Origin of the sequence: Streptomyces sp. TLI_185, from assembly GCF_003814765.1 — a bacterium.
In the GTDB taxonomy this organism is placed as follows: Bacteria; Actinomycetota; Actinomycetes; order Streptomycetales; family Streptomycetaceae; genus Streptomyces.
On the sequence record NZ_RKRB01000001.1, the window covers coordinates 6,283,020 to 6,305,704 of the forward strand.

The 22,685-nt window shown below is 69.7% G+C and carries 23 protein-coding genes; 8 read left to right on the top strand and 15 right to left on the bottom strand.

The window, feature by feature from the left end:
• Positions 1-193 precede the first annotated feature (193 nt).
• Both EDD92_RS29070 and EDD92_RS29075 read left to right on the top strand, forming a co-directional pair.
• Positions 194-1,750, top strand: a complete 1,557-nt coding sequence (locus EDD92_RS29070; RefSeq protein ID WP_123967070.1) for an ABC transporter substrate-binding protein — start codon at positions 194-196, stop codon at positions 1,748-1,750.
• A gap of 95 nt (positions 1,751-1,845) precedes the next feature.
• Positions 1,846-2,247, top strand: a complete 402-nt coding sequence (locus tag EDD92_RS29075) for an ATP-binding protein (protein ID WP_123967071.1) — start codon at positions 1,846-1,848, stop codon at positions 2,245-2,247.
• A 14-nt stretch (positions 2,248-2,261) separates the two neighbouring features.
• On the opposite strand, the gene EDD92_RS29080 is transcribed toward EDD92_RS29075, so the two are convergent.
• Both EDD92_RS29080 and EDD92_RS29085 read right to left on the bottom strand, forming a co-directional pair.
• A complete protein-coding gene (locus tag EDD92_RS29080; protein WP_123967072.1) occupies positions 2,262-3,710 on the bottom strand; it encodes a cell wall metabolism sensor histidine kinase WalK in 1,449 nt (482 codons plus the stop codon).
• A complete protein-coding gene (locus tag EDD92_RS29085; RefSeq protein ID WP_123967073.1) occupies positions 3,707-4,396 on the bottom strand; it encodes a response regulator transcription factor in 690 nt (229 codons plus the stop codon). The genes EDD92_RS29080 and EDD92_RS29085 overlap by 4 nt, the downstream gene beginning before the upstream one ends.
• Positions 4,397-4,563: 167 nt before the next feature.
• On the opposite strand from EDD92_RS29085, the gene EDD92_RS29090 reads away from it, so the two are divergent.
• Positions 4,564-6,969, top strand: coding sequence for an MMPL family transporter (locus tag EDD92_RS29090; protein ID WP_123970596.1), 2,406 nt, complete (start codon positions 4,564-4,566; stop codon positions 6,967-6,969).
• A 14-nt stretch (positions 6,970-6,983) separates the two neighbouring features.
• Here the strand turns inward: EDD92_RS29090 and EDD92_RS29095 are convergent, their stop codons facing one another.
• The 10 genes from EDD92_RS29095 to EDD92_RS29140 form a co-directional block, all read right to left on the bottom strand.
• Positions 6,984-7,718, bottom strand: coding sequence for a TetR/AcrR family transcriptional regulator (locus EDD92_RS29095; protein WP_030930108.1), 735 nt, complete (start codon positions 7,716-7,718; stop codon positions 6,984-6,986).
• Positions 7,719-7,727: 9 nt separating this feature from the next.
• Positions 7,728-8,213: a thiol-disulfide oxidoreductase DCC family protein gene (locus EDD92_RS29100; protein WP_123967074.1), complete on the bottom strand. Its 486-nt coding sequence runs from the start codon at positions 8,211-8,213 to the stop codon at positions 7,728-7,730.
• Complete coding sequence (locus EDD92_RS29105) at positions 8,210-8,605, bottom strand: hypothetical protein (protein WP_123967075.1); 396 nt, start codon at positions 8,603-8,605, stop codon at positions 8,210-8,212. Before EDD92_RS29105 ends, EDD92_RS29100 begins: the two co-directional genes overlap by 4 nt.
• Positions 8,606-8,703: 98 nt before the next feature.
• The gene (locus EDD92_RS29110; protein WP_123967076.1) at positions 8,704-9,114 is read right to left on the bottom strand and encodes a VOC family protein; all 411 of its coding nucleotides are present in this window, start codon (positions 9,112-9,114) and stop codon (positions 8,704-8,706) included.
• Positions 9,115-9,203: 89 nt separating this feature from the next.
• The gene (locus tag EDD92_RS29115; protein WP_123967077.1) at positions 9,204-9,806 is read right to left on the bottom strand and encodes a hypothetical protein; all 603 of its coding nucleotides are present in this window, start codon (positions 9,804-9,806) and stop codon (positions 9,204-9,206) included.
• Between the two features lie 138 nt (positions 9,807-9,944).
• Positions 9,945-10,724: a succinate dehydrogenase iron-sulfur subunit gene (locus EDD92_RS29120; RefSeq protein ID WP_123967078.1), complete on the bottom strand. Its 780-nt coding sequence runs from the start codon at positions 10,722-10,724 to the stop codon at positions 9,945-9,947.
• On the bottom strand, positions 10,724-12,478 hold the full coding sequence (gene sdhA / locus EDD92_RS29125) for a succinate dehydrogenase flavoprotein subunit (protein WP_123967079.1): 1,755 nt from the start codon (positions 12,476-12,478) through the stop codon (positions 10,724-10,726). The genes EDD92_RS29120 and sdhA overlap by 1 nt, the downstream gene beginning before the upstream one ends.
• 22 nt (positions 12,479-12,500) lie before the next feature.
• Positions 12,501-12,983, bottom strand: coding sequence for a succinate dehydrogenase hydrophobic membrane anchor subunit (locus EDD92_RS29130; protein ID WP_123967080.1), 483 nt, complete (start codon positions 12,981-12,983; stop codon positions 12,501-12,503).
• A gap of 5 nt (positions 12,984-12,988) precedes the next feature.
• Positions 12,989-13,369: a succinate dehydrogenase, cytochrome b556 subunit gene (sdhC, locus tag EDD92_RS29135; protein ID WP_037884595.1), complete on the bottom strand. Its 381-nt coding sequence runs from the start codon at positions 13,367-13,369 to the stop codon at positions 12,989-12,991.
• A 255-nt stretch (positions 13,370-13,624) separates the two neighbouring features.
• Entirely contained in the window at positions 13,625-14,140 is a 516-nt protein-coding gene (locus EDD92_RS29140) for a 2-oxo-4-hydroxy-4-carboxy-5-ureidoimidazoline decarboxylase (protein ID WP_123967081.1), read from the bottom strand.
• 218 nt (positions 14,141-14,358) lie between these two features.
• Between EDD92_RS29140 and EDD92_RS29145 the strand changes: the two genes are divergently transcribed.
• The 3 genes from EDD92_RS29145 (at position 14,359) to EDD92_RS29155 (ending at position 17,233) form a co-directional block, all read left to right on the top strand.
• On the top strand, positions 14,359-15,969 hold the full coding sequence (locus tag EDD92_RS29145) for a glycoside hydrolase family 20 protein (protein ID WP_123970597.1): 1,611 nt from the start codon (positions 14,359-14,361) through the stop codon (positions 15,967-15,969).
• A gap of 106 nt (positions 15,970-16,075) precedes the next feature.
• Positions 16,076-16,579 carry a hypothetical protein gene (locus tag EDD92_RS29150; protein WP_123970598.1) on the top strand — a complete coding sequence of 168 codons (504 nt, stop codon included), beginning with the start codon at positions 16,076-16,078 and terminating at the stop codon, positions 16,577-16,579.
• 96 nt (positions 16,580-16,675) lie between these two features.
• Entirely contained in the window at positions 16,676-17,233 is a 558-nt protein-coding gene (locus tag EDD92_RS29155; RefSeq protein ID WP_123967082.1) for a hypothetical protein, read from the top strand.
• 106 nt (positions 17,234-17,339) lie between these two features.
• Here EDD92_RS29155 and EDD92_RS29160 read toward each other — a convergent pair whose 3' ends face one another.
• Complete coding sequence (locus tag EDD92_RS29160) at positions 17,340-17,834, bottom strand: DUF1877 family protein (RefSeq protein ID WP_123967083.1); 495 nt, start codon at positions 17,832-17,834, stop codon at positions 17,340-17,342.
• Between the two features lie 167 nt (positions 17,835-18,001).
• On the opposite strand from EDD92_RS29160, the gene EDD92_RS29165 reads away from it, so the two are divergent.
• Both EDD92_RS29165 and EDD92_RS29170 read left to right on the top strand, forming a co-directional pair.
• A complete protein-coding gene (locus tag EDD92_RS29165) occupies positions 18,002-18,394 on the top strand; it encodes a hypothetical protein (protein ID WP_123967084.1) in 393 nt (130 codons plus the stop codon).
• A 33-nt stretch (positions 18,395-18,427) separates the two neighbouring features.
• Complete coding sequence (locus EDD92_RS29170) at positions 18,428-19,546, top strand: MFS transporter (protein ID WP_399185471.1); 1,119 nt, start codon at positions 18,428-18,430, stop codon at positions 19,544-19,546.
• A 125-nt stretch (positions 19,547-19,671) separates the two neighbouring features.
• On the opposite strand, the gene EDD92_RS29175 is transcribed toward EDD92_RS29170, so the two are convergent.
• The gene (locus EDD92_RS29175; RefSeq protein WP_123967085.1) at positions 19,672-21,939 is read right to left on the bottom strand and encodes a peptidoglycan recognition protein; all 2,268 of its coding nucleotides are present in this window, start codon (positions 21,937-21,939) and stop codon (positions 19,672-19,674) included.
• A gap of 128 nt (positions 21,940-22,067) precedes the next feature.
• The gene (locus tag EDD92_RS29180; protein WP_260326818.1) at positions 22,068-22,541 is read right to left on the bottom strand and encodes an MmpS family protein; all 474 of its coding nucleotides are present in this window, start codon (positions 22,539-22,541) and stop codon (positions 22,068-22,070) included.
• Between the last annotated feature and the right edge of the window lie 144 nt (positions 22,542-22,685).

The window sequence follows — 22,685 nt, forward strand, 5'->3', positions numbered from 1 at the left end:
ACCGCTGGCCGAAACCATGCGCCGGAACCCTGTGGGGGGCCTGTGAAATCTGATGGAAACCCCTTGCGGTAACTTCTTTCTCAACTCGACAAACCCCTCTTCCCCCAGGTGAAAAACCTGTGATTAGGTGAGCCGCGCCACTAGGGGAGTGGCATATGGGGTGGGGGCCCGTCAGGGCCGGGGAGGGCAACCGATGCGCTCGGTTCGCATGCGGATTCTCGCGACACTGCTGGTACTGGCGGGCGTGGGAGTCGGCGGCTGGCAGTTGCTGCCGTCGCAGGAGAACACCGACAGGACGATCGAGGTCGGCACGACGGACGAGGTCACCTCGCTCGACCCGGCCGGCGCCTACGACGCGGGGTCCTGGGCTTTGTTCAGCAACGTTTTCCAGTCACTGCTGACCTTCGAGCCGGGCGGCGCCTCACCGGTGCCCGACGCGGCCCGGAGCTGCGGCTTCGTGGGCAGTCAACTGACCACCTACCGCTGCACGTTGCGCACGGGGCTCGCCTTCCCCAGCGGCCGCACGATGACCGCCGAGGACGTCAAGTACTCCTTCGACCGGGTCAAGGCGATCAAGTCCGAGGTCGGCCCGTCCTCGCTGCTGAGCACGCTCGGCTCGGTCGACGCCGACGGCCTGACGGTCACCTTCCATCTGTCCTCGCCCGACGCCACCTTCCCGTTCAAGGTGGCCACCGGGGCAGGCTCGATCGTCGACAGCCACAAGTACCCCAAGAAGGGCCTGCGCACCGACCCTGGCGCCGACGGCACCGGTCCGTACCAGCTGACGGCGTATACAAAGGGCAAGAAGGCGGCTCTCACGCCGAACACCGACTACAGGGGCGCCATCCAGAAGACCGGCCGCCCTGTCGACCTGCGCTACTACGTCGACTCGGACGCCCTCGACAAGGCCTGGAACGCGAAGCAGATCGACGTCGCCACCCGCCAGCTGCCGCCCAAGGTCCTGTCCGGGCTCTCGGCGAGCGACCCCCACCAGCGCCTGGCCGAGTCCGACAGCTCCGAGACCCGCAACCTCTACCTCAACACCCGCGCCGACGCGCCTCTGCACGACACCAGGATCCGGCAGGCCATGGCGTGGCTGATCGACCGCGAGGAGCTCGCCGCCACGGTGTACGAGGGGACCGTCGACCCGCTGTACTCGCTCATCCCGACGGGCATCACCGGCCATACCACCTCGTTCTTCGACGCCTACCCCAAGCAGGACGCCAAGAAGGCGAAGACCCTGCTCACCGAGGCCGGCGTGACGACGCCGGTCCGCTTCACCTACGGCTACGCCAAGAACCGCGGCTCCTCCGAGGCGGAGGCGGAGGCCATCAAGAAGCAGCTGGAGGCGAGCGGTCTGTTCAAGGTGACCCTCAAGGGCTACGCGTGGACCTCCTTCCAGGAGGCCTGGGCCACCGGCAAGCTGGACGCGTACGCCGTCGGCTGGGTCGCCGACTACCCGGACCCGGACACCTTCGGCGCCCCGCTCGTCGGCACCAAGGGAACCATGAACACCGGCTACAGCAGCAAGGCCGTCGATCAGCTCATCCAGGCCAGCCAGCGGTACGCCGACCGCGGCGACGCCGCCTCCGACTTCAGCACGCTGCAGCGGGACGTCGCCCACGACGTGCCGGTCATCCCGCTGTGGCAGGGCAAGGAGTACGTCCTCAGCACCGAGGACGTCGGCGGCAGCCAGTATCTCGACGACGGCACCGGTGTGTTCCGGCTCTGGAGCCTCAACTGGATCTGACGCGACTCGCGGCGTTGACATTCGCCCCCGTGACGTCGGACGCTCACCTGACGCGGGACCTTGTGACGGAGGTGTGCGCGGGGTGAGGAGCAAACGTGTTGAGACGCAACTCCTTCCGGTTGCCCCGGCATCCGGCATCCGTCGGTCTGGCCCGGCGCCGGGTGCGGGACCATCTGGCCGACTGGGGGCACGGGGCGGACGATCCGGCGCTGGCGGACGCGGTGCTGCTGGTGTCCGAGCTGGCGACCAACGTCGTGCGCCACGGACCGCTCCTGGAGCGCGAGTTCGAGGTGGCCGTGACCGCGCTCGCCGACGGCTCCTGTCTCATAGAGGTCTCCGACGAGGGCCGGCTGGAGCCCCGGTTACGGCTGGTCGGCGAGTGGGAGGAGAGCGGCCGCGGCCTGCATCTGGTGGAGACCGTCGCGGCGGCCTGGGGGGTGTGGAGCAGAGGGCACCACGGCAAGACGGTGTGGGCCCTCGTCATGGCCAACACCTGAGCACCGCCCGGTAGTCATGGCCGTACGGCCGTCCGGGACGGCAGCGTGACCGTCACGGCCAGACCCTCGCCCGGCGATGTGCACACCGCGACCTCCCCGCCGTGCGCCTGCACCACCCCTTGGACGATCGCCAGGCCCAGCCCGCTGCCCGCGCCGCCGCCGGCCCGGAAGAAGCGGTCGAAGACCCGCGCCGCGTCCTGCTCGCACAGCCCCGGACCCTCGTCCGCGACACACAGCCGTACCACCCCCTCCTCCCGCTCCACACCCAGCCGCACCGCCACGTCCTCGGGCGTGTGCGTGCGTACGTTGCCCACCAGGTTGCCCAGCACCTGTCTGAGCCCCGACTCGTCGGCGTGCACGAGCACGGCGCCGTCGGCGGCGACCTTGATGGGCCGCTCCGGCTGCTGCACCCGCAGATCCTCGGCCGCGTCCCGCACCAGACGGCTCACGTCGACGTTCCGGAAGCGCAGTTCGGGCTGCTGGTCGAGCCGGGCCAGGGTGAGCAGTTCGTCGACGAGCCGCCCCATGCGGTCCGTCTCCGCCAGCACCCGCTCCCAGGCCCGCTTGCGCTCGTCCGGGTCGGAGAGCATCCCCTTGTCGTAGAGCTGGAGGTAACCGCGTATCGCCGACAGCGGGGTGCGCAGCTCGTGCGAGGCGTCGGCGACGAAGCGGCGCAGCTGGGCCGCGCTGTGCTCGCGCGTGCGGTACGCCGACTCGACCTGGTGGAGCATGGAGTTGAGGGCGAGCCGCAGCTGTTCGACCTCCTGGGTCGGATGGTGGCTGGACGGCACACGCCGCGTCAGGTCGCCCTCGGCTATCGCCGTCGACGTCTCCACCATGTCCTCCAGCGGCCGCATCCGGCGGCTGACGCTCATCATCGTGAGACAGGCCAGCAGCGCCAGCAGCAGGGTGCCGATGGTGAGGTCGAGCTTGAGGGCCTTGAGCATGCCCTGGTGGAGGGCGTCGGTGGAGGTGGCGAACAGGATGTACGTGCCGTCGGCGAGGCGGGTCGCGGTCGCCCGGTAGCGCGCGCCGTGCACCCTGATGTCGTGCGGGTCGGCGGCCGCGGCGAGGGCGCGGGGATCGTCCACCGCGCTCGCGAGGGCGCGCTGGGTGTCCGTCGGTGCGAAACGGGCCAGGGAGACCGGCTTGCCGTGCGCGTCGACGGCGGTGAGGATCGAGTCCGGCCGGGCCTGTTCGTCGTGCTGCGGCATGAACCGGTCGCGGACGATCGCCAGCGCGCCCAGCGCGTCGATCTGGTCCATCGTGAGCGAACCGCCCAGCGACTGCCGGGTCTTGTTCAGTTCGGCGTCCACCTGGTTCAGCAGGTAGTACCGCATGCCCATCAGGCTGACCGCGGTCGCCGCGACGATGCCCAGGGCCAGCAGCGCGACGTTCGCCAGCGTCAGCTTGGCGCGCAGCGAATGCATGCCGCGCTCGCAGTGCGGCCACCGGATCCTCATGCCAGCCCGTATCCCACACCACGCCGCGTGGTGATCACCGGCGGGCCGAGCGCGTCCAGCTTGCGCCGCAGATAGCTGATGTAGGTCTCCACGACGGTCGACTCGGGCGGTGTGTGCTCGTACTGCCATACATGGCGCAGGAGTTGCTCCTTGGGCACGATCCGGCCGCCGTTGCGCACCAGGAAGCGCAGCAGCGCGTACTCGGTGGGGGTGAGCTCGACGGAGCGGCCGGCGCGGTGGACGCTGTACGTCGTCTCGTCCAGCTCCAGGTCGCCGTAGCGCAGCGGGGGCCGCTGCGGCAGGACGTCCGCCGTGCGGGTGCGCCGCAGGACCGCGGTGATGCGGGCGACGACCTCGTCGATGTTGAACGGCTTGGTGATGTAGTCGTCGCCGAAGCCGAGGGCGCCGACTATCTCGGCGGGCGAGTCCCGCGCGGTGAGGAAGACCAGCGCCAGGTCGGGCCGCTTGGCGCGCAGTTCGCGCCCCAGCGCCCGCCCGTCCCCGTCCGGGAGCATGACGTCGAGCAGCGCCGCGTCGGGCCGGGTGCGCTCGGCGAGCGCGAGGGCCTCGCGGACGGTGCCCGCGATCATCACCTCGAACCGGTGGTAGCGCAGGGCGATGGCGAGGACGTCCGCGATGCTCGGCTCGTCCTCCACCACCAGCACGGTGCCTGGAGCCGTCGTCATGACCCCAGTATCGGGCGGGCCACTGACAGTGGGGGCCGGATCCGTCTTTGGAGTTCCTTGAGAGTCATGGCGTAGCCCACCCTCGCGCGAGCCGCGCCCCCAATCCTGTTGCCCAGGACCTGGGGGACCGACCGACGACCGACAAGGAGCGTTGAATCGTGGCGGCATTGGCACGGTGGTGCTATCGGCACCGGCTGGTGGTCCTGTTGCTGTGGGTGGGGGCGTTGTTCGGCCTGGGCTTCTCGGCCTCGACGGCGGGCACGAACTACGCGAACGTCTTCTCCCTCCCGGACACGGACTCCAAGAGCGCGTACGACCTGATGGAGAAGGCCTTCCCGAACACCTCGGGCGACACCGACACGGTCGTGTGGAAGGTCGACCAGGGCTCCGTGAAGGACCAGGCGGTCCGGTCCCGGATCACGCCCGCCCTCGACAAGATCGCGAAGATGCCGGGCGTCGGCGCGGTGACCAGCCCGTACGCCGGCAAGCAGGGCGCCGCGCAGATCAGCGGCGACGGCAGGATCGCGTACGCCCAGCTGACCTTCGCCAAGCGCGCGAACGAGGTGCCCAAGGACCTCGTCCAGAACGTCCTCGACACCGCGCAGGCAGCTGAAAGGAGCGGCCTGCACGTCGAGTTGGGCGGCCAGGCCATCCAGCGTGTCCAGGAGCCGCCGCAGGGCCTGTCGGAGATGGTCGGCATCGTCGCGGCGGCCGTCGTGCTGTTCCTGGCCTTCGGCTCGTTCTTCGCGATGATGCTGCCGATCGCCATCGCGGTCTTCGGTGTCGGCATGGGCCTGTTCTCCACCCAGCTGCTCAGCCACACCACCGACATCCCCGACATCGCCCCGCTGCTCGCCTCCCTGATCGGTCTCGGTGTCGGCATCGACTACGCGCTGTTCATCGTCACCCGGCACCGGCGCGGCATCCTGCGGGGCATGGACCCCGAGGAGTCGGTGGTCACGGCCCTCAACACCTCCGGCCGGGCGGTGCTGTTCGCGGGCGGCACGGTCTGCATCGCGCTCGCCGGCATGCTCGTGACGCAACTGCGCTTCCTGGACGGCGTGGTCATCGGCACCTCGCTGACGGTGGTGCTCAGCGTCATGGCCGCCACCACCCTGCTCCCGGCCCTGCTCGGCTTCCTGGGCCCGCGGGTGCTCAGCCGCCGTCAGCGCCGCAAGCTGGCCGCCGACGGCCCCGAGCCGGAGCGGGCGAGCGGCCTCGCGGCCCGCTGGTCGACCAACGTCGAGAAGCGTCCCCGCAGGATCGCCGCACTCGCCCTGGTCGTCATGGCTGTCCTCGCCATCCCCGTGCTGTCGCTCCGCCTCGGCGCCACCGACCAGGGCAACGACGACGCGTCGACGACGACCAGGAAGGCGTACGACCTGCTCGCCGAGGGCTTCGGCCCCGGCTTCAACGGCCCGCTCCAGGTGGTCACCCAGACCGGCGACACAACCGCGCTGGTCAAGGGCCTCGAGTCGACCCCCGGCGTGGCCCGCGTCGCCGCCCTGCCGCCCGCGCAGGGCGTGACGGTCATTCAGGTCGTACCGAAGACGTCACCCCAGTCCAAGGAGACGGACGACCTGATCGACACACTGCGGGACCAGGTGATCCCGAAGGCCGGGGCCGAGGCCCACGTCGGCGGCGTGACCGCGGTGTCCAAGGACTTCGCATCCGTCACCGGCGACCGTCTGCCGCTGTTCATCGCGACGATCATCGGCCTCGGCTTCCTGCTCCTGCTGATCGCCTTCCGCTCCCTGGTCGTGCCGCTGACGGCCGCCCTGATGAACCTGATCGCCGCGGCCGCCTCCTTCGGCGTCCTCGTCGCGGTCTTCCAGTGGGGCTGGGGCCTGGACCTGCTGGGCCTCGGCAAGGAGGGCCCGATCAACGCCTTCCTGCCCGTCATCATGCTGTCCCTGCTCTTCGGTCTCTCGATGGACTACCAGGTCTTCCTGGTGAGCCGGATGCACGAGGAGTGGGTGCACACGCGCGACAACGCCCGCGCGGTCCGCGTCGGTCTGGCGGAGACCAGCCGGGTCATCAACTCCGCGGCTCTGATCATGGTCTGCGTGTTCCTGGCGTTCGTCCTGAGCGGCGACTCGGGGGCGGCGATGGCGGGCGTCGGCCTGGCTGCCGCGGTGGCCCTGGACGCGTTCATCCTCCGTACGGCACTGGTGCCGGCCGCGATGCATCTGCTGGGCAACTCCAACTGGTGGCTGCCGGCCTGGCTGGAGAAGCGGCTTCCGCACCTGGCGGTGGAGCCGAAGGAGGAGGCGGTCGAGGAGCCTGCCACGGACGGCCCGGCCTCGGCGGTGCACGGCTTCATCCGCACCGCCGACGGCGAACCGGTGGACGGTGCCTCGGTGACGCTGCTGTCGAAGGGCGGACGTCAGCTGGACCGGGTGACGTCGCTCGCGGACGGTTCGTACATCGTGTCGGTACCGGCCCCGGGGACGTATCTGCTGGCGACCACGGCCTCCTCGCACGGCTCACGGGCGGCACAGGTCGTGGTGACGGACGGGCCGCTGGTGTACGACGTGGAGCTGGCCGAGGGGGAGGTGGACGCGGTGAACTGACCGCGTCCCGGGCCTCAGGACGACTTGCCGGGGGTCGGCAGCACCTTCGTCATCCCCGGCAGGAAGTCCGTGAACAGCTCGTGCACCTCCCGCACCAGCGGCCGCAGCACCCGGAACCGCGCCAGCGACACACCGCGGGCCGTCAGCCGCGCCCCCCGCTCGGCCAGCCGGTAGCTCCGCTCCCGCCCCTCCGTCCGGTCGAAGATCCAGTACAGGACCAGCCCCATCTGGGAAAGCCACATCAACTCGGGCAGGACATCGCGGAGTTCCTCCGGGACCTTGGTCTTCGTCGCGCCCGCCAGGACCTCCCGGTGGACCGAAATGGCCTCCACGCGCGCGTGCTCCGACTCCTCGGAGAACGGGCTGAGCGGGCTGTCCGGGTCGGCGGCGTTCTTGAAGAACTGCACCGCGAACTCGTGGTACGGCGTGGCGATGTCCAGCCACACCTTCAGGACGCCCGCGAGCCGCGCCTCCAGATCGGTCTCCCGGTCCAGGACCCCCCGGATCGCCACCCGGTGCTCGGCGGCGAGCCGGTCGTAGAAGCCCTGGATCAGGTGTTCCTTGCCGGCGAAGTAGTAGTAGGCGTTGCCGACGGAGACCCCGGCCTCCTGGGCGATGGCCCGCATCGTCGTCTTCTCGTAGCCCCGCTCCTGGAACAGCCGCATCGCGGTCTCCAGGATCAGCGCACGGGTCTGCTCGGACTTGCTGGGGTTGCCGCCCTCGTCGGGGCCGTCGTTCTTCGCAGGCACGGAACGAGCCTACGGGGTGGCGCAGGAGCCGTCGTCGCAGCCCGGTGCGCTGTACGTCCAGCCCTGGCCCGGGTGGTAGGCCCACCCGTCCGCGCGGCGGTACACCTGCCCGCCCCACTGCGCGCCCCGCCACTTCGCCGCCGCGAGGACCGCGCCTCTGGCGAGCCTCGCCCCCGCCGGCGTGCTGAGCCGGTGGGCCAGCGGCCGATGCTCGCGCAGCGCCCACAGGGTGACGATCCAGGCGGCGGCGGACCGGTAGACCTGGCCGGCGTCGCCGACGACGGTGATCTCGTCGAGGGTGGCGCCGTGGTCGAGGCCGGGGAAGCGCCGCCGGGCCGCTTCGGATGCCGCGGGCACGAACTCCAGTGGCACGAGCTGCGGCTGCCGTACGAGCCAGTCGCGCAGGAAGGCGCAGAGCGCGCACTCGGCGTCGTACAGGACGGTGAGCCGGCGGACCGGGACCCGGTCCGCCTTCGTGGCACTCACCTCGCTCACGCCCGGACCCAGTCCTGCGGCGCGACCGGTGGCACCTGCTCCCGCTCCAGCATCCCGCGCCGCCGGATCCTGTTGAGGACGTACACGTTGCCCAGGTGCATCACACCGAGCACCAGCAGCACCACGCCGAGCTTGGTCGACAGGGCCTCGAAGATCCCCCGGGTGTCCTCGATGGTCTCGTCACCGCTCAGGTACAGGGCGACGAAGCCGAGGTTGACGAGGTAGAAGCCCACCACCAGGAGGTGGTTGACCGCCTCGGCGAGCTTCTCGTTCCCCTTCAGCACGTCGGCGAGGAAGATCCGTCCGTTGCGGCTGAGCGTGCGGGCCACCCAGATGGTCAGCGCGATGCTGACCAGCAGGTAGATGACGTAGGCGATGACCGTGCGGTCCATGCCCCACCCCTTCTTGAACGCGTTCAAAACGCTGACAGGGATGACTGTAGACCTGTTTTTGAACGCGTTCAAGCGAGATCTCGCAGTGGGGTGCGGCCTCAGGGGCGGCGGCCGAGCTCCGGGCGCTTGCTGTAGTCGGTGAATCCGATGATGTTGCCCCACGGGTCGGCGATCTCCGCGGTCCAGCCGGTGGCGACGGAGAAGGGGTCGTCGAGGAGCGGGATGCCCGCCGCGGCGAGGGAGCCGGCGGCTTTCCGTGCGTCGGCCACCTCGATCCACACGCGGGGTGAGGGCCACGGCGGCGACCGGTGCCCCAGTTCGTCCTCCTGCCGCAGCAGGATCCCCGGTGTCTCGCCCCCGACCTTCAGCAGGGCGATCCCGGCCTCGTCGAACCGGAAGCCCACCGTGAACCCGGCGCGCTGGTAGAAGTCGATCGCCACGGCGAGGTCCCCGACGGGCAGCAGCACGTTGTCGAATCCGAGCAGTTCGTACGACTGGTCATCTGACATACCGTCAGAATAGGAGCGATGGTGCGCGTCCAGTGGGGACCGGCCGTGCGAGGTCACTCGCCCGGGCGAGTAGGGCCATGAACTCGGTCTCAGCGCCCGTGGCGTCGCTGTGTCCTCGCGCGTCCGGGCGGCACGGTGAACGAGGCGTCCCAGCCGACCGGAAGGGGGGTGACTCTGCTGAAGTCGTAACGCGCGGCCTCGATCAGCCCGTCGAGACTGTCCACCCGGCTGCGCAGCGTGAACAGGTGATCGGCGACGGTGGACCCGCTCGGCAGTACGCCCGAGGCCGTGTACTCGTCAAGGATCTCGTCGATGCGCAGGACCTGCCCGATCGTGCCCTCGTACGCCGCCTGCACATGCTCGAACACCGAGGGCAGCGAGCGCATCCGCTCACCGTACGTCGCCTCCAGCCGGGACGACAGCGCCACCCGGAGCGGCGGCAGCGTGTCCCCGGAGCGGGCCCGGTCGACGTAGTACTCCAGCGTGCGCAGCTCGGGCACGATGAATGTCTTCAGCGAGGTGACGGTGTCCGTCGCCGCTCGCAACTCCCGCAGGTTCGCCTGGCGTTGGTCGTGATCGCGGCCGTCACGTGAGGTGCTCCGCGTCTGCGCGTACGCGACAGCGCCCACGAAGGATGCGCCGATCGCTCCGACGTATGCGGCAACTGCCTCTGGTGACCAGAGAGTTGACACCCCGCACGCCCCCTCCGTACCCGCCGCATCCGACGACAATTGTAAAAGCAGCGACGATCGTGGGACCAGGAACGGGAAAGCGCCGCGGGCCCCGTTCCCAGGAGGAACGGGGCCCGCGGCGTCGTGCGGAAGCGAAGGTCAGAAGCGGCGCGTGATCAGTGCCCGCTTCACTTCCTGGATCGCCTTCGTGACCTCGATACCGCGCGGGCAGGCGTCCGTGCAGTTGAAGGTCGTGCGGCAGCGCCACACGCCGTCGCGGTCGTTGAGGATCTCCAGACGCTGCTCACCGGCCTCGTCGCGCGAGTCGAAGATGAAGCGGTGCGCGTTGACGATGGCCGCCGGGCCGAAGTACTGGCCGTCGTTCCAGAAGACCGGGCAGGACGAGGTGCACGCGGCGCACAGGATGCACTTCGTGGTGTCGTCGAAGCGCTCGCGGTCCTCGGCCGTCTGCAGCCGCTCACGCGTGGGCTCGTTCGTGTCCTTCGTGATGAGGAAGGGCATGACGTCCCGGTACGCCTGGAAGAACGGCTCCATGTCGACCACGAGGTCCTTGAGGACCGTCAGGCCCTTGATGGGCTCGACCGTGATCGGCTTCTCGGGGTTGATGTCCTTGATGAGGGTCTTGCAGGCAAGACGGTTCTTGCCGTTGATCCTCATCGCGTCCGAGCCGCAGATGCCGTGGGCGCAGGAACGGCGGAAGGTCAGCGTGCCGTCGACGTCCCACTTGATCTTGTGGAGACCGTCGAGGACGCGCTCCTTGGGGTCGATCTCCAGCTGGAAGTCTTCCCAGGTCGCCTCGGCCGAGACCTCCGGGTTGAACCGGCGGACGCGGAAGGTGACGGTGATGTACGGGGAGTCGGCGAAGCCGGGCTCGGGCCGGCCGGCCGCGTCCGCCTTTTCCAGGGTCGGGGTTGCCATCAGTACTTACGCTCCATCGGCTGGTAGCGGGTCTGGACGACCGGCTTGTAGTCGAGACGGATGGACTCGGTGCCGTCGTCGCCCACCTCGCGGTACGCCATGGTGTGGCGCATGAAGTTGACGTCGTCGCGGTTCGGGTAGTCCTCGCGGTAGTGACCGCCGCGGGACTCCTTGCGGGCCAGCGCCGACACCGCCATGACCTCGGCCAGGTCGAGCAGGTTGCCCAGCTCGACGGCCTCCAGCAGGTCGGTGTTGAACCGCTTGCCCTTGTCCTGGATCGACACGTTCTTGTAGCGCTCGCGCAGCTCGGCGATCTTCTCGACCGCGGTCTTGATCGTCTGCTCGGTGCGGAACACCATGACGTTCGCGTCCATGGTCTCCTGCAGCTCGCGGCGCAGGACCGACACGCGCTCGGTGCCTGTGGACGTACGCAGCTGCTCGACCTGCGAGACGACGAGCTCCGCCGGGTTCTCCGGGAGCTCGACGAACTCCGCCGTCTGGCTGTACTCCGCCGCCGCGATGCCGGCCCGGCGGCCGAACACGTTGATGTCCAGCAGGGAGTTGGTGCCGAGGCGGTTGGCGCCGTGCACCGACACACAGGCGACCTCGCCGGCCGCGTACAGGCCCGGGACGACCGTGGTGTTGTCGCTGAGGACCTCACCCTCGACGTTCGTCGGGATGCCGCCCATGGCGTAATGCGCGGTGGGCTGGATCGGGATCGGGTCCGTGTAGGGCTCGATGCCGAGGTAGGTCCGCGCGAACTCGGTGATGTCCGGGAGCTTGGCGTCCAGCTGCTCCGGCGGGAGGTGCGTGAGGTCGAGGTAGACGTGGTCGCCCTCGGGGCCGCAGCCGCGGCCCTCACGGATCTCCGTGTAAATGGAGCGGGAGACGACGTCACGGGACGCGAGGTCCTTCATGACCGGCGCGTACTTCTCCATGAAGCGCTCGCCGTCCTTGTTGCGCAGGATGCCGCCCTCACCACGGGCGCCCTCCGTCAGCAGGATGCCCATGCGCCAGATGCCGGTCGGGTGGAACTGGAAGAACTCCATGTCCTCCAGCGGCAGCCCGCGCCGGTACACGGCCGCCTGGCCGTCACCGGTCAGCGTGTGCGCGTTCGACGTCACCTTGAAGAACTTGCCGCAGCCGCCGGACGCGTAGATCACGGCCTTCGCCTGGAAGACGTGGATCTCACCGGTCGCCAGCTCGTACGCCACGACACCGGCCGACTTCTTGACGCCGTCGACCTCGGTGATCAGCTGGTCGAGGACGTAGAACTCGTTGAAGAACTCCACGCCCTCCTTCACGCAGTTCTGGTACAGCGTCTGGAGGATCATGTGGCCGGTGCGGTCGGCCGCGTAGCAGGACCGGCGGACCGGGGCCTCGCCGTGGTTGCGGCTGTGACCGCCGAAGCGGCGCTGGTCGATCGTGCCGTTCGGGGTGCGGTTGAACGGCAGGCCCATCTTCTCCAGGTCGAGGACCGAGTCGATGGCCTCCTTCGCCAGGATCTCGGCGGCGTCCTGGTCGACCAGGTAGTCACCGCCCTTGACCGTGTCGAAGGTGTGCCACTCCCAGTTGTCCTCCTCCACGTTGGCCAGCGCGGCGGCCATGCCGCCCTGCGCGGCGCCCGTGTGGGAGCGGGTGGGGTAGAGCTTGGTCAGCACGGCGGTGCGGCTGCGCTTCGTGGACTCGATGGCCGCGCGCATGCCCGCGCCACCGGCGCCGACGATGACGGTGTCGTACTTGTGGATCTTCATGGTGGTTGCCTCAGCCCCGTGCCTAGCGGATGTTCGGGTCGAAGGTGAAGATCACCAGCGTGCCCAGCAGGATGGTGAACACCGTGGCGGTGTAGAGCAGGCCCTTCAGCCACAGCCGGGTGTTCGCGCGCTCCGCGTAGTCGTTGATGACCGTGCGCAGGCCGTTGGCGCCGTGCAGCATCGCGAGCCACAGCATGAGCAGGTCCCAGACCTGCCAGAACGGGCTCGCCCAGCGGCCCGCCACGAAGGCGAAGCCGATCTTCGACACGCCGCCGTCCAGCACGAGCTGGATCAGCAGGTGGCCGAGGACCAGAACGACCAGCACGATGCCGGACAGGCGCATGAAGAGCCAGCCGTACATCTCGAAGTTGCCCCGGGTCGACTTCGGGGACTTCTTGGTGCGCTTGCGCGGGGCCTCGATGAGGGGCGCCGGGTTGTCGACGTTGTGCACGGAGCCGCCCTCGACGGGGCCGATCCCGGACGCGGTGGTTTCAGTGGTGGCCATCGGTGTCAGCTCCCGAACAGTTCACGAGCGGCGTGACCGAGGACGGGGTAGATCGCCCCGAGCATCAGCACGACCCACAGGCCCACGACGGACCAGAGCATCTGCTTCTGGTAGCGCGGGCCCTTCGACCAGAAGTCGACGGCGATGACGCGCAGGCCGTTCAGTGCGTGGAAGAGGATGGCGGCGACGAGGCCGTACTCCAGCACAGCGACGATCGGGGTCTTGTACGTGGCTACGACCTTGTCGTAGTCCTCGGGGGAGACACGGACGAGAGCGGTGTCCAGCACATGAACGAACAGGAAGAAGAAGATGAGGACGCCGGTGACTCGGTGAGCCACCCAGGACCACATTCCTTCCCGGCCGCGGTACAGCGTTCCAGCCGGCACGGAAGTCCCTCCGGGAGCGGGGATTGGGGCCGCGCCGGCTTTGCCTGTCGGTCGGGCCCGGCCGGGTACGGTCCACCGGCCCCCAGCATCGTAGCCAGCCGCTGGCTTGGCGCTTACAGGGGGCCTACCGGTGTGATCAATGTGGCACGCGTTTGGCTCAGTGTTTGCGGCTTCTGGGGAGGGGTGTCCTGGTTTATTGGCCGGGTGCGGCGCCGTGGGGGCTTGTCGCGCCCACGCGGCGGTAGCCGCAAAATGTCACAGCCCCGCGCCCCTGAGGAGGTGGACCAAACGTCCTCTTGCCAGGCGACGGAGCTCCTCTGCCGCAACTACCCGTTCTTCCTCCGGGTCGTTTGTCAGGCGTGAGCGGATTCCTGCCAGGGCGTGGTCCAGCGTCTCGTCCGGGGAGAGGCCGTCCAGGCAGATGACGAAGGCGTGGCCGAACTTTGCCTCATATGCCGCATGCGCCGCCCTCAGGGCGGTATAGGCGACTACGTAGGTTTCGTCCGGCAACGTCGGCAATGTCTCTGCTGCCAGGGCCTCCGAAAGATCCGCCGGGGACAGGTCGTACGCCGCCTCGTCCGATGCGGCGAGTAGGGAGTCGATGTCCGGGTAGGGGCGGTGGTCTGCCACCCGATGGGCCCAGCGGAGGCTGCGGAGGCAGTCCAGGAGGAGGTTGCGGGCCTCTTCCGCGGGCGCGATGTTGAAGGCGTCCAGGATGGTGGGCAGCGTCGGTATGGCGGCGACTCGGCCAGGAAGGTGTGTGGGCGTCACGTGTGTTTCGGCAGAGGATGCTGTGAGAGCTGCGAGAGATGTGGTCTTACGTTATCGAGAATGGGTGTGACGTGTCCGACGGATGCCCGAATTTCACCCGCAAGAGAGAGTTTCGGCACGCGTGGTGGACGCGCCGTGTTGTCAGTGGGCTTTAGGTTGACGCTGTGAGCCAGCACAGGCGCCGGTCCCCGGCGCAGAACGTGAAGCAGCGGCGGCGCATGATCATCGCGGGTGCGTTCGCCGGGACCGTCGCGCTCGGGATCGGCCTGGGGTTCTGGGCCTCCGGCGACGACAGCGGGCCGGCCGGGTCCGCGCAGCAGCAGTCGGCGTCCGCCGGCAGATCCGCAGCGGCGCCCAGCGCCTCGGGCGGCCGGAGTCCGGCGCCTCGCCCGACCCGTTCGTACCCCCTGTCGAAGGCTCCTCAGACCATCCCCGCCGTGCGCTCCCACACCGCGGCGCGTGGGCCCGGCTGGCGTCCGGTGCGGGGTGAGCGCGTCGTCGTGAACGATGCCGATCTGGCCGACGAGGGGCGTCTGATCGCCGGTGAGCTGGGGCTGACGTACGCGGGTGAGAAGGACGACGTGCAGGCCGGGGACGTACGGCTGGCGCTGAACGAGGACGGGGGTGCGAACCCGGAGTCGTATGCGATGACCGTGCGCGGTGGGCGGGTGAACATCAGCGGGCCGACGGATGCCGGGGTGTTCTACGGCACGCGGACGCTCAAGCAGGAGGTGCACGGCGGGGGCACGGCGCCCGAGGGGGTCGTGAACGACCGGCCGGCCAAGGCGGTGCGCGGGTTCATGCTGGACATCGCGCGCAAGCACTTCACCGCGGGCTGGATCGAGGACCGGGTGCGGGAGCTCGGGGACCTGAAGTTCAACCAGCTGGGGCTGCACTTCTCCGACGACCAGGGGTTCCGGATCGAGTCCGACACGCATCCCGAGATCGTCTCGCAGCAGCATCTGACGAAGGCCGAGGTGAAGCGGATCATCGATCTTGCCGCCGGCCGGCACATCACCGTGGTGCCCGAGATCGACTCGCCCGGGCATCTGGGAGCCGTCATCGCCGCTCATCCCGATCTGCAGCTGCGCAACGTGCGGGGCGTGGCGGCGAAGGGGGCCGTCGACATCTCGAAGCCGGCCGCCGCCAAGATCGTCGATGATCTCCTCAACGAGTACGCCGGTCTCTTTCCCGGCAGTCGGTGGCATCTCGGCGGCGACGAGTACCTGGCGCTGATGGCGTCCAACCCGGCCGCCTCCTATCCGCAGCTGGCCGCCGCCGCGGTGAACAAGTACGGGGCCGGTGGCACCGTCTCCGATCTGACCACGGGGTGGCTCAACGACCGGGCCGACACGATCCGGGCCCACGACCGGACCATGCGGGTGTGGAACGACGGGTTCTTCCGGGGGACGTCCGTGCAGCCCGCGAAGGATCTGCAGGTCGCCTACTGGACGGGCAAGGAGATCGGCGCCCGGCAGCCCGTGGAGTATCTGAGCGCCGGGCGGAAGCTGATCAACTACAACGACGAGTTCCTGTACTACGTCCTCGGGCAGCCGAACAGGTTCTTCTATCCGACCGGGCAGCGGATCTACGAGCAGTGGACGCCGCGCGTGGTGCGTGGCACTACGGCCGTCCCGTCTAGGTACGACGGGCAGATCCTCGGCGGGTCCTTCGCCGTCTGGTGCGACCTGGCGAACTCGCAGACGCAGAACCAGGTCGCGGCCGGGATCCGGATGCCGCTGCGGGCGACGGTGCAGAAGCTGTGGGATCCGGGGCGGCCGGGACTCTCGTGGACGCAGTTCAAGGCGCTGGCAGGCCGGCTGGGCTGAGCGCGCCCGGCGCCCGGGGCGTTCTTGGCCCATACAGCTGCGAACTGTCGTACGACTGTGGTGTATTCGGCGCGAGCCGAAGGTGACACAGCCGTGGGGGGCCGGGATGGGCTACTGGGGGTATTTCGTCGTGGGCCGCAGCGAGCGGCCGCTTGCGGAGCTCGACGCGCTCGCCGGGGCGGAGGGCATGGTGCAGCGGTCGTCGGCGGCCGGTGGCTGGCAGGTCTGGGAGTACCCGAGTGGGGACGGCGAGGTCGGGAACATGAATGCCCTCGCCGCCGAGACCGGGGCGCCCGCCCTCTTCGGGTACGTCATGGACAGCGCCTCGGTGGTCGTGGAGGCGGCGGCGCCCGAGAGCGGGGCATGGACCACGTGTCTCGCGCGGGCCGCGATGGCCGGGTACCTCGGCGCCGCGAGCGAGGGGCTCACGATCGAGGACTACTTCCTGGAACCCCGTGACGCGGCCGACCGGGCGGTCGCCTGGGCAGCCGAGGCGGGGCACGACGTGGACACCGGGCCGTTGCTGGACGTTCTGACCGCCGACGCCGATCCGTTGGCCGAAAACCTCTTTTTCCAGTTGCTCGACCGGCTCGGTGTGGTACCGCTGTGACACTCCCGGGCCGTCGCACGCAGTAAGGGGAAGTGCGGGCTCCGTAAGGGAAGAGCCCTGCTGGGCCCGGTACGGGACCCGCAGAAGGAGGCGTGGATGAGCCTGGTGGAACTGATCGCTCAGGCCGACGAACGCGGACTGGCCGCCAGCGGGTTGGCTTGTTTGGATCGGTGTGTGCCGCTGCTGGGCGGTGACGACGAGATCCTGCGGCCGCTGTGGGCCAGCCTTGCGGACTCCGGTGACGTCGGTGACTGGGGCGAGCGGCTGGAGCAGGCGCGCGGGAGGCTCGGCGGTCCCGAGGAGCCGGGCGAGGGCGAGGCTGCGCTGCTGGCCCGCCGGATGCTGGAGGCTGCGCCGGCAGAGTGGTCCGGGGCTCAGGTGCGGGTGTGGGCCGATGCGTGTTCGGTCGCTGCGCTTCAGATACACCGGATGCTTGATCCGCTGGAGGACGAGGCGTCCTCGGTGGACTCCCGGCGGGAGGGGCGTACTGAGGGGATGTCGCCGCTCGTCGCTGCGGAGTTGCGGCGACAGATCGCCGTACTGGAACTGCTTGCCGGGCATGGAGCGGGTGGGTTGCGGCGGGCGTTGGAGGTGTCCGTCGAGGGGCGGCGGGTCTTGCAGGCGGTGGTGTCCCGGAGGGCGCGTCGCGGGTAAGGCGGTGTAGGTCGTCGGGCGGCTGCGGGTTCGTTGTGGCTGGTCGCGCCCGCGCGGCGGAGCCGCACATGTCACAGCCCCGCGCCCCTGAATAGACCCGGACGTCTCAGCGCAGTAGGCACTTCACCACCGCGTCGCCGTACTCGGCCGTCTGGGTGTAGAACGCCGTCAGGTCGCGGTGGGTCGCGGTGAAGAGGGCGTGGGTCTCCTGTTCCGTCTGGGGGCCGCCGTAGCGGGGGAGCAGGTCGTCACGGACCCCGCGCCACAGGGCCTCGATGTCGGCCGAAATGAGGAACACGGCCACCTGGGCCACCTGCGCCGCGGTCAGGAGCAGGAAGGGTGGTTCTTCGGGGTCGTGGTGGGGGACCGGGCGGCCGCCCAGGATCACGTGGCCCCCCGGGCCCTCCTTGGTGCGGTGCGGGGGTGCTCCCGCGTAGAGGGTGTCGTGGTCGACGTAGTGGTGGTCCAGCATCTCCTCCCGGTGGCGGTCGATCCGTCGGCGCACGGTGTCCCAGTCGTCCTCGAACAGCCGTTGCAGCCAGTTCGCGCTGTTGCGCAGGGCCGAGGGCGGCACCGCGCGGAGATGGAAGTACAGGCTCATCAGTGAGAGGAGCGCACGGAAGGGGCGAAGCGTCACTCCCGGGCAGAACTCCCACCTGAGGGAGTCCTGTGACAGTCCTGCGGTGGCAGTGGGGCGGTACTGCGCCGGTATCGGGAACTCCCCGGAAATCGCGTGACGGATGGCCCGCCGACCCCGCTCCTGTCTATGTGACTACCTTCCACGAGACCAGGCCGAGCGCGGCGACGAAGCCCGTGCGGTGGGCGGCGGACGCGGTCGCGGCGATGCGTGAGGGCGCACGGCTGCGCCTCGACTACTCGGCGCAGAGCCTGTGGCGCGTCGACCGGATGATCGAGGGGATACGGCAGGAAGGGGCGCCGTACGCCGCGGTGGAGAGCGTGTTGCGCGGTTTCGGGGCGTACGCCGGTGAAGTGATCGTCCGTCAGGTGGGCGCCGAGTGGTGGACCACCGGCGGCGACCACTGGATACGCACCCCGGACGGTCGGATGTGGGATCCCTTCGACGAGGCCCGGCGCTGCTGGAACGGCGACGGCTCGCTGCGGCTGCTGTGCCGGGATGCGACCGACGGCGTCCGAAGGTGACCGCGGCGGCAGAATCGCCGTAACCCGTCCGCGCTGTCGCTGCTCGCGACCACGTTCACCGATCCGAAGGACCGCGGGAAGGCCTTCGGCATCTTCGGCGCGATCATCGGGGCGGGCGCCGCGGTCGGCCTGCTCGCGGGCGGCTTCCTCACCCAGTACCTGAACTGGCGCTGGTGCCTGTACGTCAACATCCCCGTCGCGCTGGTCGCGTTCTTCGGCGCGCCGGCCCTGCTCGCACCCGGCGAACGCCACCCCGACGCCCGCCTCTACGTGCCCGGCGCGCTGCTCGGCTCGGCCGGAATGCTCTCCCTCGTCCACGGCTTCTCCGAGGCGGAGTCGAGGAGTTGGCACGACGGGCTGGTACTGACACTGCTCGCGGCCGGGGTCGTGCTCCTCGCGGCGTTCGGGCTGTGGCAGACGCGGGCGCGGGTGCCGTTGCTGCCGATGTCGGTGGTGAAGGACCGTCAGCGGGTCGGCGCCTTCCTGACGACGCTGCTCGTGACCATCGGCATGTTCGGCGTGTTCCTGTTCCTGACGTACTACATGCAGGGCGTGCTCGGATACTCGCCGGTCAAGACGGGTGTCGCCCATCTGCCCATCACCGCCTGGATGATCGTCGGCTCGACCCAGATCGCGGCCCGGGGACTCAACAAGGTGCCGCCGCGCATGCTGATGGTGCCGGGGCTGCTGGTGGCGGCGGGCGCGCTCGCGATCATCGCGCAGGTGGGGACCGAACCGGCCTACGCCTCGCACATCCTGCCCGGCATGCTGATGCTCGGGCTCGGCATGGGTACGGCGATGACGACGTCCGTCTCGCCGGCCACCGGGAGCGTCGCGCCGCGTGACTCGGGAGCGGCCTCCGCCACCTTCAACGCCGCCCGGCAGGTGGGGGGCTCGATCGGTACGGCGCTGTTGAACACGATCGCCGCGACGGTGACGGCGCGATACCTGACGGCGCATGCGGGGCCCGGGGTCAACCCGCGCTCGCTGCAGGCGGAGGCGACCGTGCACGGGTTCAACGCAGCCACCTGGTGGGCGATGGGGTCGCTGCTGTTGGCCGCGACGATCGCGGGCCTGGTCGTGAACGCGGACCGGGCGCCCACCCCGCAGGCGGCGGCAGCGGAGCCGGAGCCGGTGGACGCGCGGACGTGAAGCGGCCGGGGCCCCGGGCGTGGCGGGGCCCCGGCCGACTTCGGTCTCCCGCCGCACCGTCCCCGAAGGAGGAGGTGGGGGCGGCGCAGCGGGAGGTCCGGGAACGTGACTTACGGCGTGAGCGACTACTTGATGTAGACCAGGCCGTCCGTCGTGATCGTCGGGCGGCCGCTGGTGCCGACCACCACGATCTTCACCGTGTGCTTGGCGCTGGACGACCAGGTCTTCGTCCAGATCGCCTGGCGGTACAGGGTGGTCGAGGACATCAGGTCGACGGTGCTGACCTTCACGCCGTCCACGTAGACGTACGCCTGACCGGAGGTGGAGGCACGGCTGACCACCCAGGAGGCGGAGCGGCCGGTGAAGGTCCAGCTCAGGCTCGCGCCCTTGGAACCGCTGGAGTACGACTTGCCGCCGAGGTAGCTGGTGGACGAACGGGCCGTCCAGCTGCCGGACTTGGTGGCCGAGGTCTCCTGAAGGATCACCGGGGTGAAGGACGCGGACGCCGTACGGGTGTTGTCCGCGTAGTCGTACGCCTTCATCGACCAGGTGCTCGCGGTGCCGGACGCGGCGGTGCGGCTGGAGCTGGTGGTGGTCGGGCCGAAGGTCGCCGTCGTCGGGGTCAGCAGGCTCACCGACTTCAGGGCGGCGTTGTCGGTCGCCTTCCAGCCGAGGGTGACCGGGACGGCGCTGGTGTTGACCGTGCCGGTGCGCAGGGAGAGCTTCGGGGCGGTGGTGAACGTCGGTGCGGTCGTCTCCGCGACGACGTTCAGCGCGGCGGTCGTCGTGGTCTTGCCGGACTGGTGCACGGCCCGCACGGCGACGGTGTGGGTGCCCAGGGCGAGGGTCGCGCCCACCGAGGTGGACGTACCCGAGGCGGTCGCGGCGACCTTGCCGTCCACCAGCAGCTCGAACCTGGAGATCAGCGAACCCGGCGTGGTCGTCGACCACTTCGCCGTGATGGCGCCCTTGGTGTAGTACGTCGAGCCGGACAGACCCGCGCCGGACAGCGAGGTGACCTTCAGTCCCTGCACCGGGCCGGACGCCCACGAGCGGATGGTCGGCAGCTGGGCGTAGAGGGAGCTGCCCGGGCACTGGGTGTTGTAGCCGTCCCGGTGGCCGGAGATCCGGTTGAAGGTGTACGAGCTGCCCGCGGTGAAGCCGGTCCCGAAGTAGTTCGTCTGGGTCGCGCCCGCCTTGAGCTGCACGGTGGTGGCGGGGTCGGCCTTGTACTGGCCGAGCTTCCAGGCCGCGATACGGGCGATCGAGGTCAGGGCCGCGTTCGTGGCGCCGGTGGTGGTGTAGTCACCGAGCACCGCGATGCCGGCCGACTCGCGGTTCCAGCCGTAGGTGTGCGCGCCGAGCACCGGGAGGTCGACGCCGCCCTTGCGGCCCTCGAAGATCGTGCCGCACTTGTCGACCAGGAAGTTGTAGCCGATGTCGTTCCAGCCGTTGGTCTGCGTGTGGTACGCGTAGATGCCCCGGACGATCGCCGCCGAGTCGGCGCACGAGTAGTCGTTCGTGCCGTCCGTGTGGTGCACGAAGACGGCCTTCACATCGGCGTTGTACTCCGACGGGTCGGGGCTGAGCGACTCGTCCGCGCCCCAGTCGGCCCGCGAGACGATCGGCGGCTCGGGCACGGTCGACGGCGGAGCGGTGGGCGTGGTGGCCGTGGGGCTCGGGGAGGTGCTCGCCGAAGGGGACGTGCTCGTCGAGGGGGATGTGCTCGTCGAGGGGGACGCGGAGTCGCTCGGAGTCGCCGATGCGCTGTCGCTCGGGGAGGCGGAGTCCGTCGGCGATGCGGAGTCGGTCGGAGACACGGAGTCGGTCGGCGCGGCGGAGTCCGTCGGTGACGCGGAGTCCGTGGGCGTCACATCCGCCACGTACGCGGCCGGCTCGGCCTTCTGCTCGGCGTCGGTCGCCACCCCCGGGTCGATCAGGCTGACCTCGAGGCCCTTGGGCAGGGCGGAGGTGGAGCCGTCCTTGTGGACGACCTGGACCTGGACTCCGTCGGAGGGGCCGACCCAGATCGCCTCGGTCGCACCGCGCGCGTCGGCGCCGGCCTCGGGGTCCTCCAGCGGGTCGACGTTCGCGTCGAGGCCCTTCCACGCGGTCCACTCGCCGGACTTCAGGCTGCGGGTGCGCACCTGCGCCGTGCCGTGCAGCCGCTTGCCGGCGTCCTTCCAGGAGACACCGAGCATCGAGAACTGCTTGGTCTCCGTGCGCGGCAGTTCCTGCTTGCCGCTCGCGGTGCCCTTCAGCGCCAGGTCGTAGACCTTCACCGGCCGCTTCGCCTGGCCGTGCCCGGAGGACGGCCCGGCGACGGCGTACGTCGCCACACCCCCGCCGCCCAGTACCACCGCGCCGAGCGTGATCCACGCCCGTCGCTTCATGCTCAGCGGTCTGTACGCACGCGTACCGCGAGGACTCACTTACCCCACCCCTAGAAAAAAGACCATGACTGCCACACCTGTCACAGAGCAGGTGGCACTTACACACAGCGTTCGGCTCTGGCCAAACGTCACTCGGTGGCTGCCGTGTCCTGCGGCGAGGCCGTCTCGGCCTGGCAGGTGGCGCGTCCGAACCGCCCGTAGGCGGAGGCGGCCTGTACGTGTCTGCCCTCGACGGCGAGGGAGCAGCCGGCCCGGCCGCCCTTCTCGCCGAGCGTGATGGCGACGAGGGGCGAGCGGCCGAGGGGCACCCGCACCGTCTTCTTCCAGGGCAGCTGTGCCGCACGGGCCACCGAGGCACGCCCGCCGGCCGACTCGTAGGTGATGTCGGCGGTGCCCTTGCCGGTCACCTCGTATGTCACGGCGGCGGTCGGCACAGGGGGCTTGGCCGGCTTGTCCTCGGTGTCGAGCACGCCGTACAGCACGAGTCCGCCGCACGCGGCGACCAGCGCCCCGGCGACGACGAGAGGGCGCCAGTCCCTCGTCGATTCCCGGTCCGTTTCTGCGTCCTTCTCTGTATCCGTCTCTGTGTCCGTCTCTGCCATGAGCGGGGGTTATAGCGCACAGCAAAGCCACAGGCCAGCGAGCGGATGAAACGGGCGAAACTGCTTGCCGGGAAGTCCCGGATCCGACCGCCTCTGGGGTCAACTGCCCCTTTTGCTTCGGCAATTGACAGGCGATCACCCGGC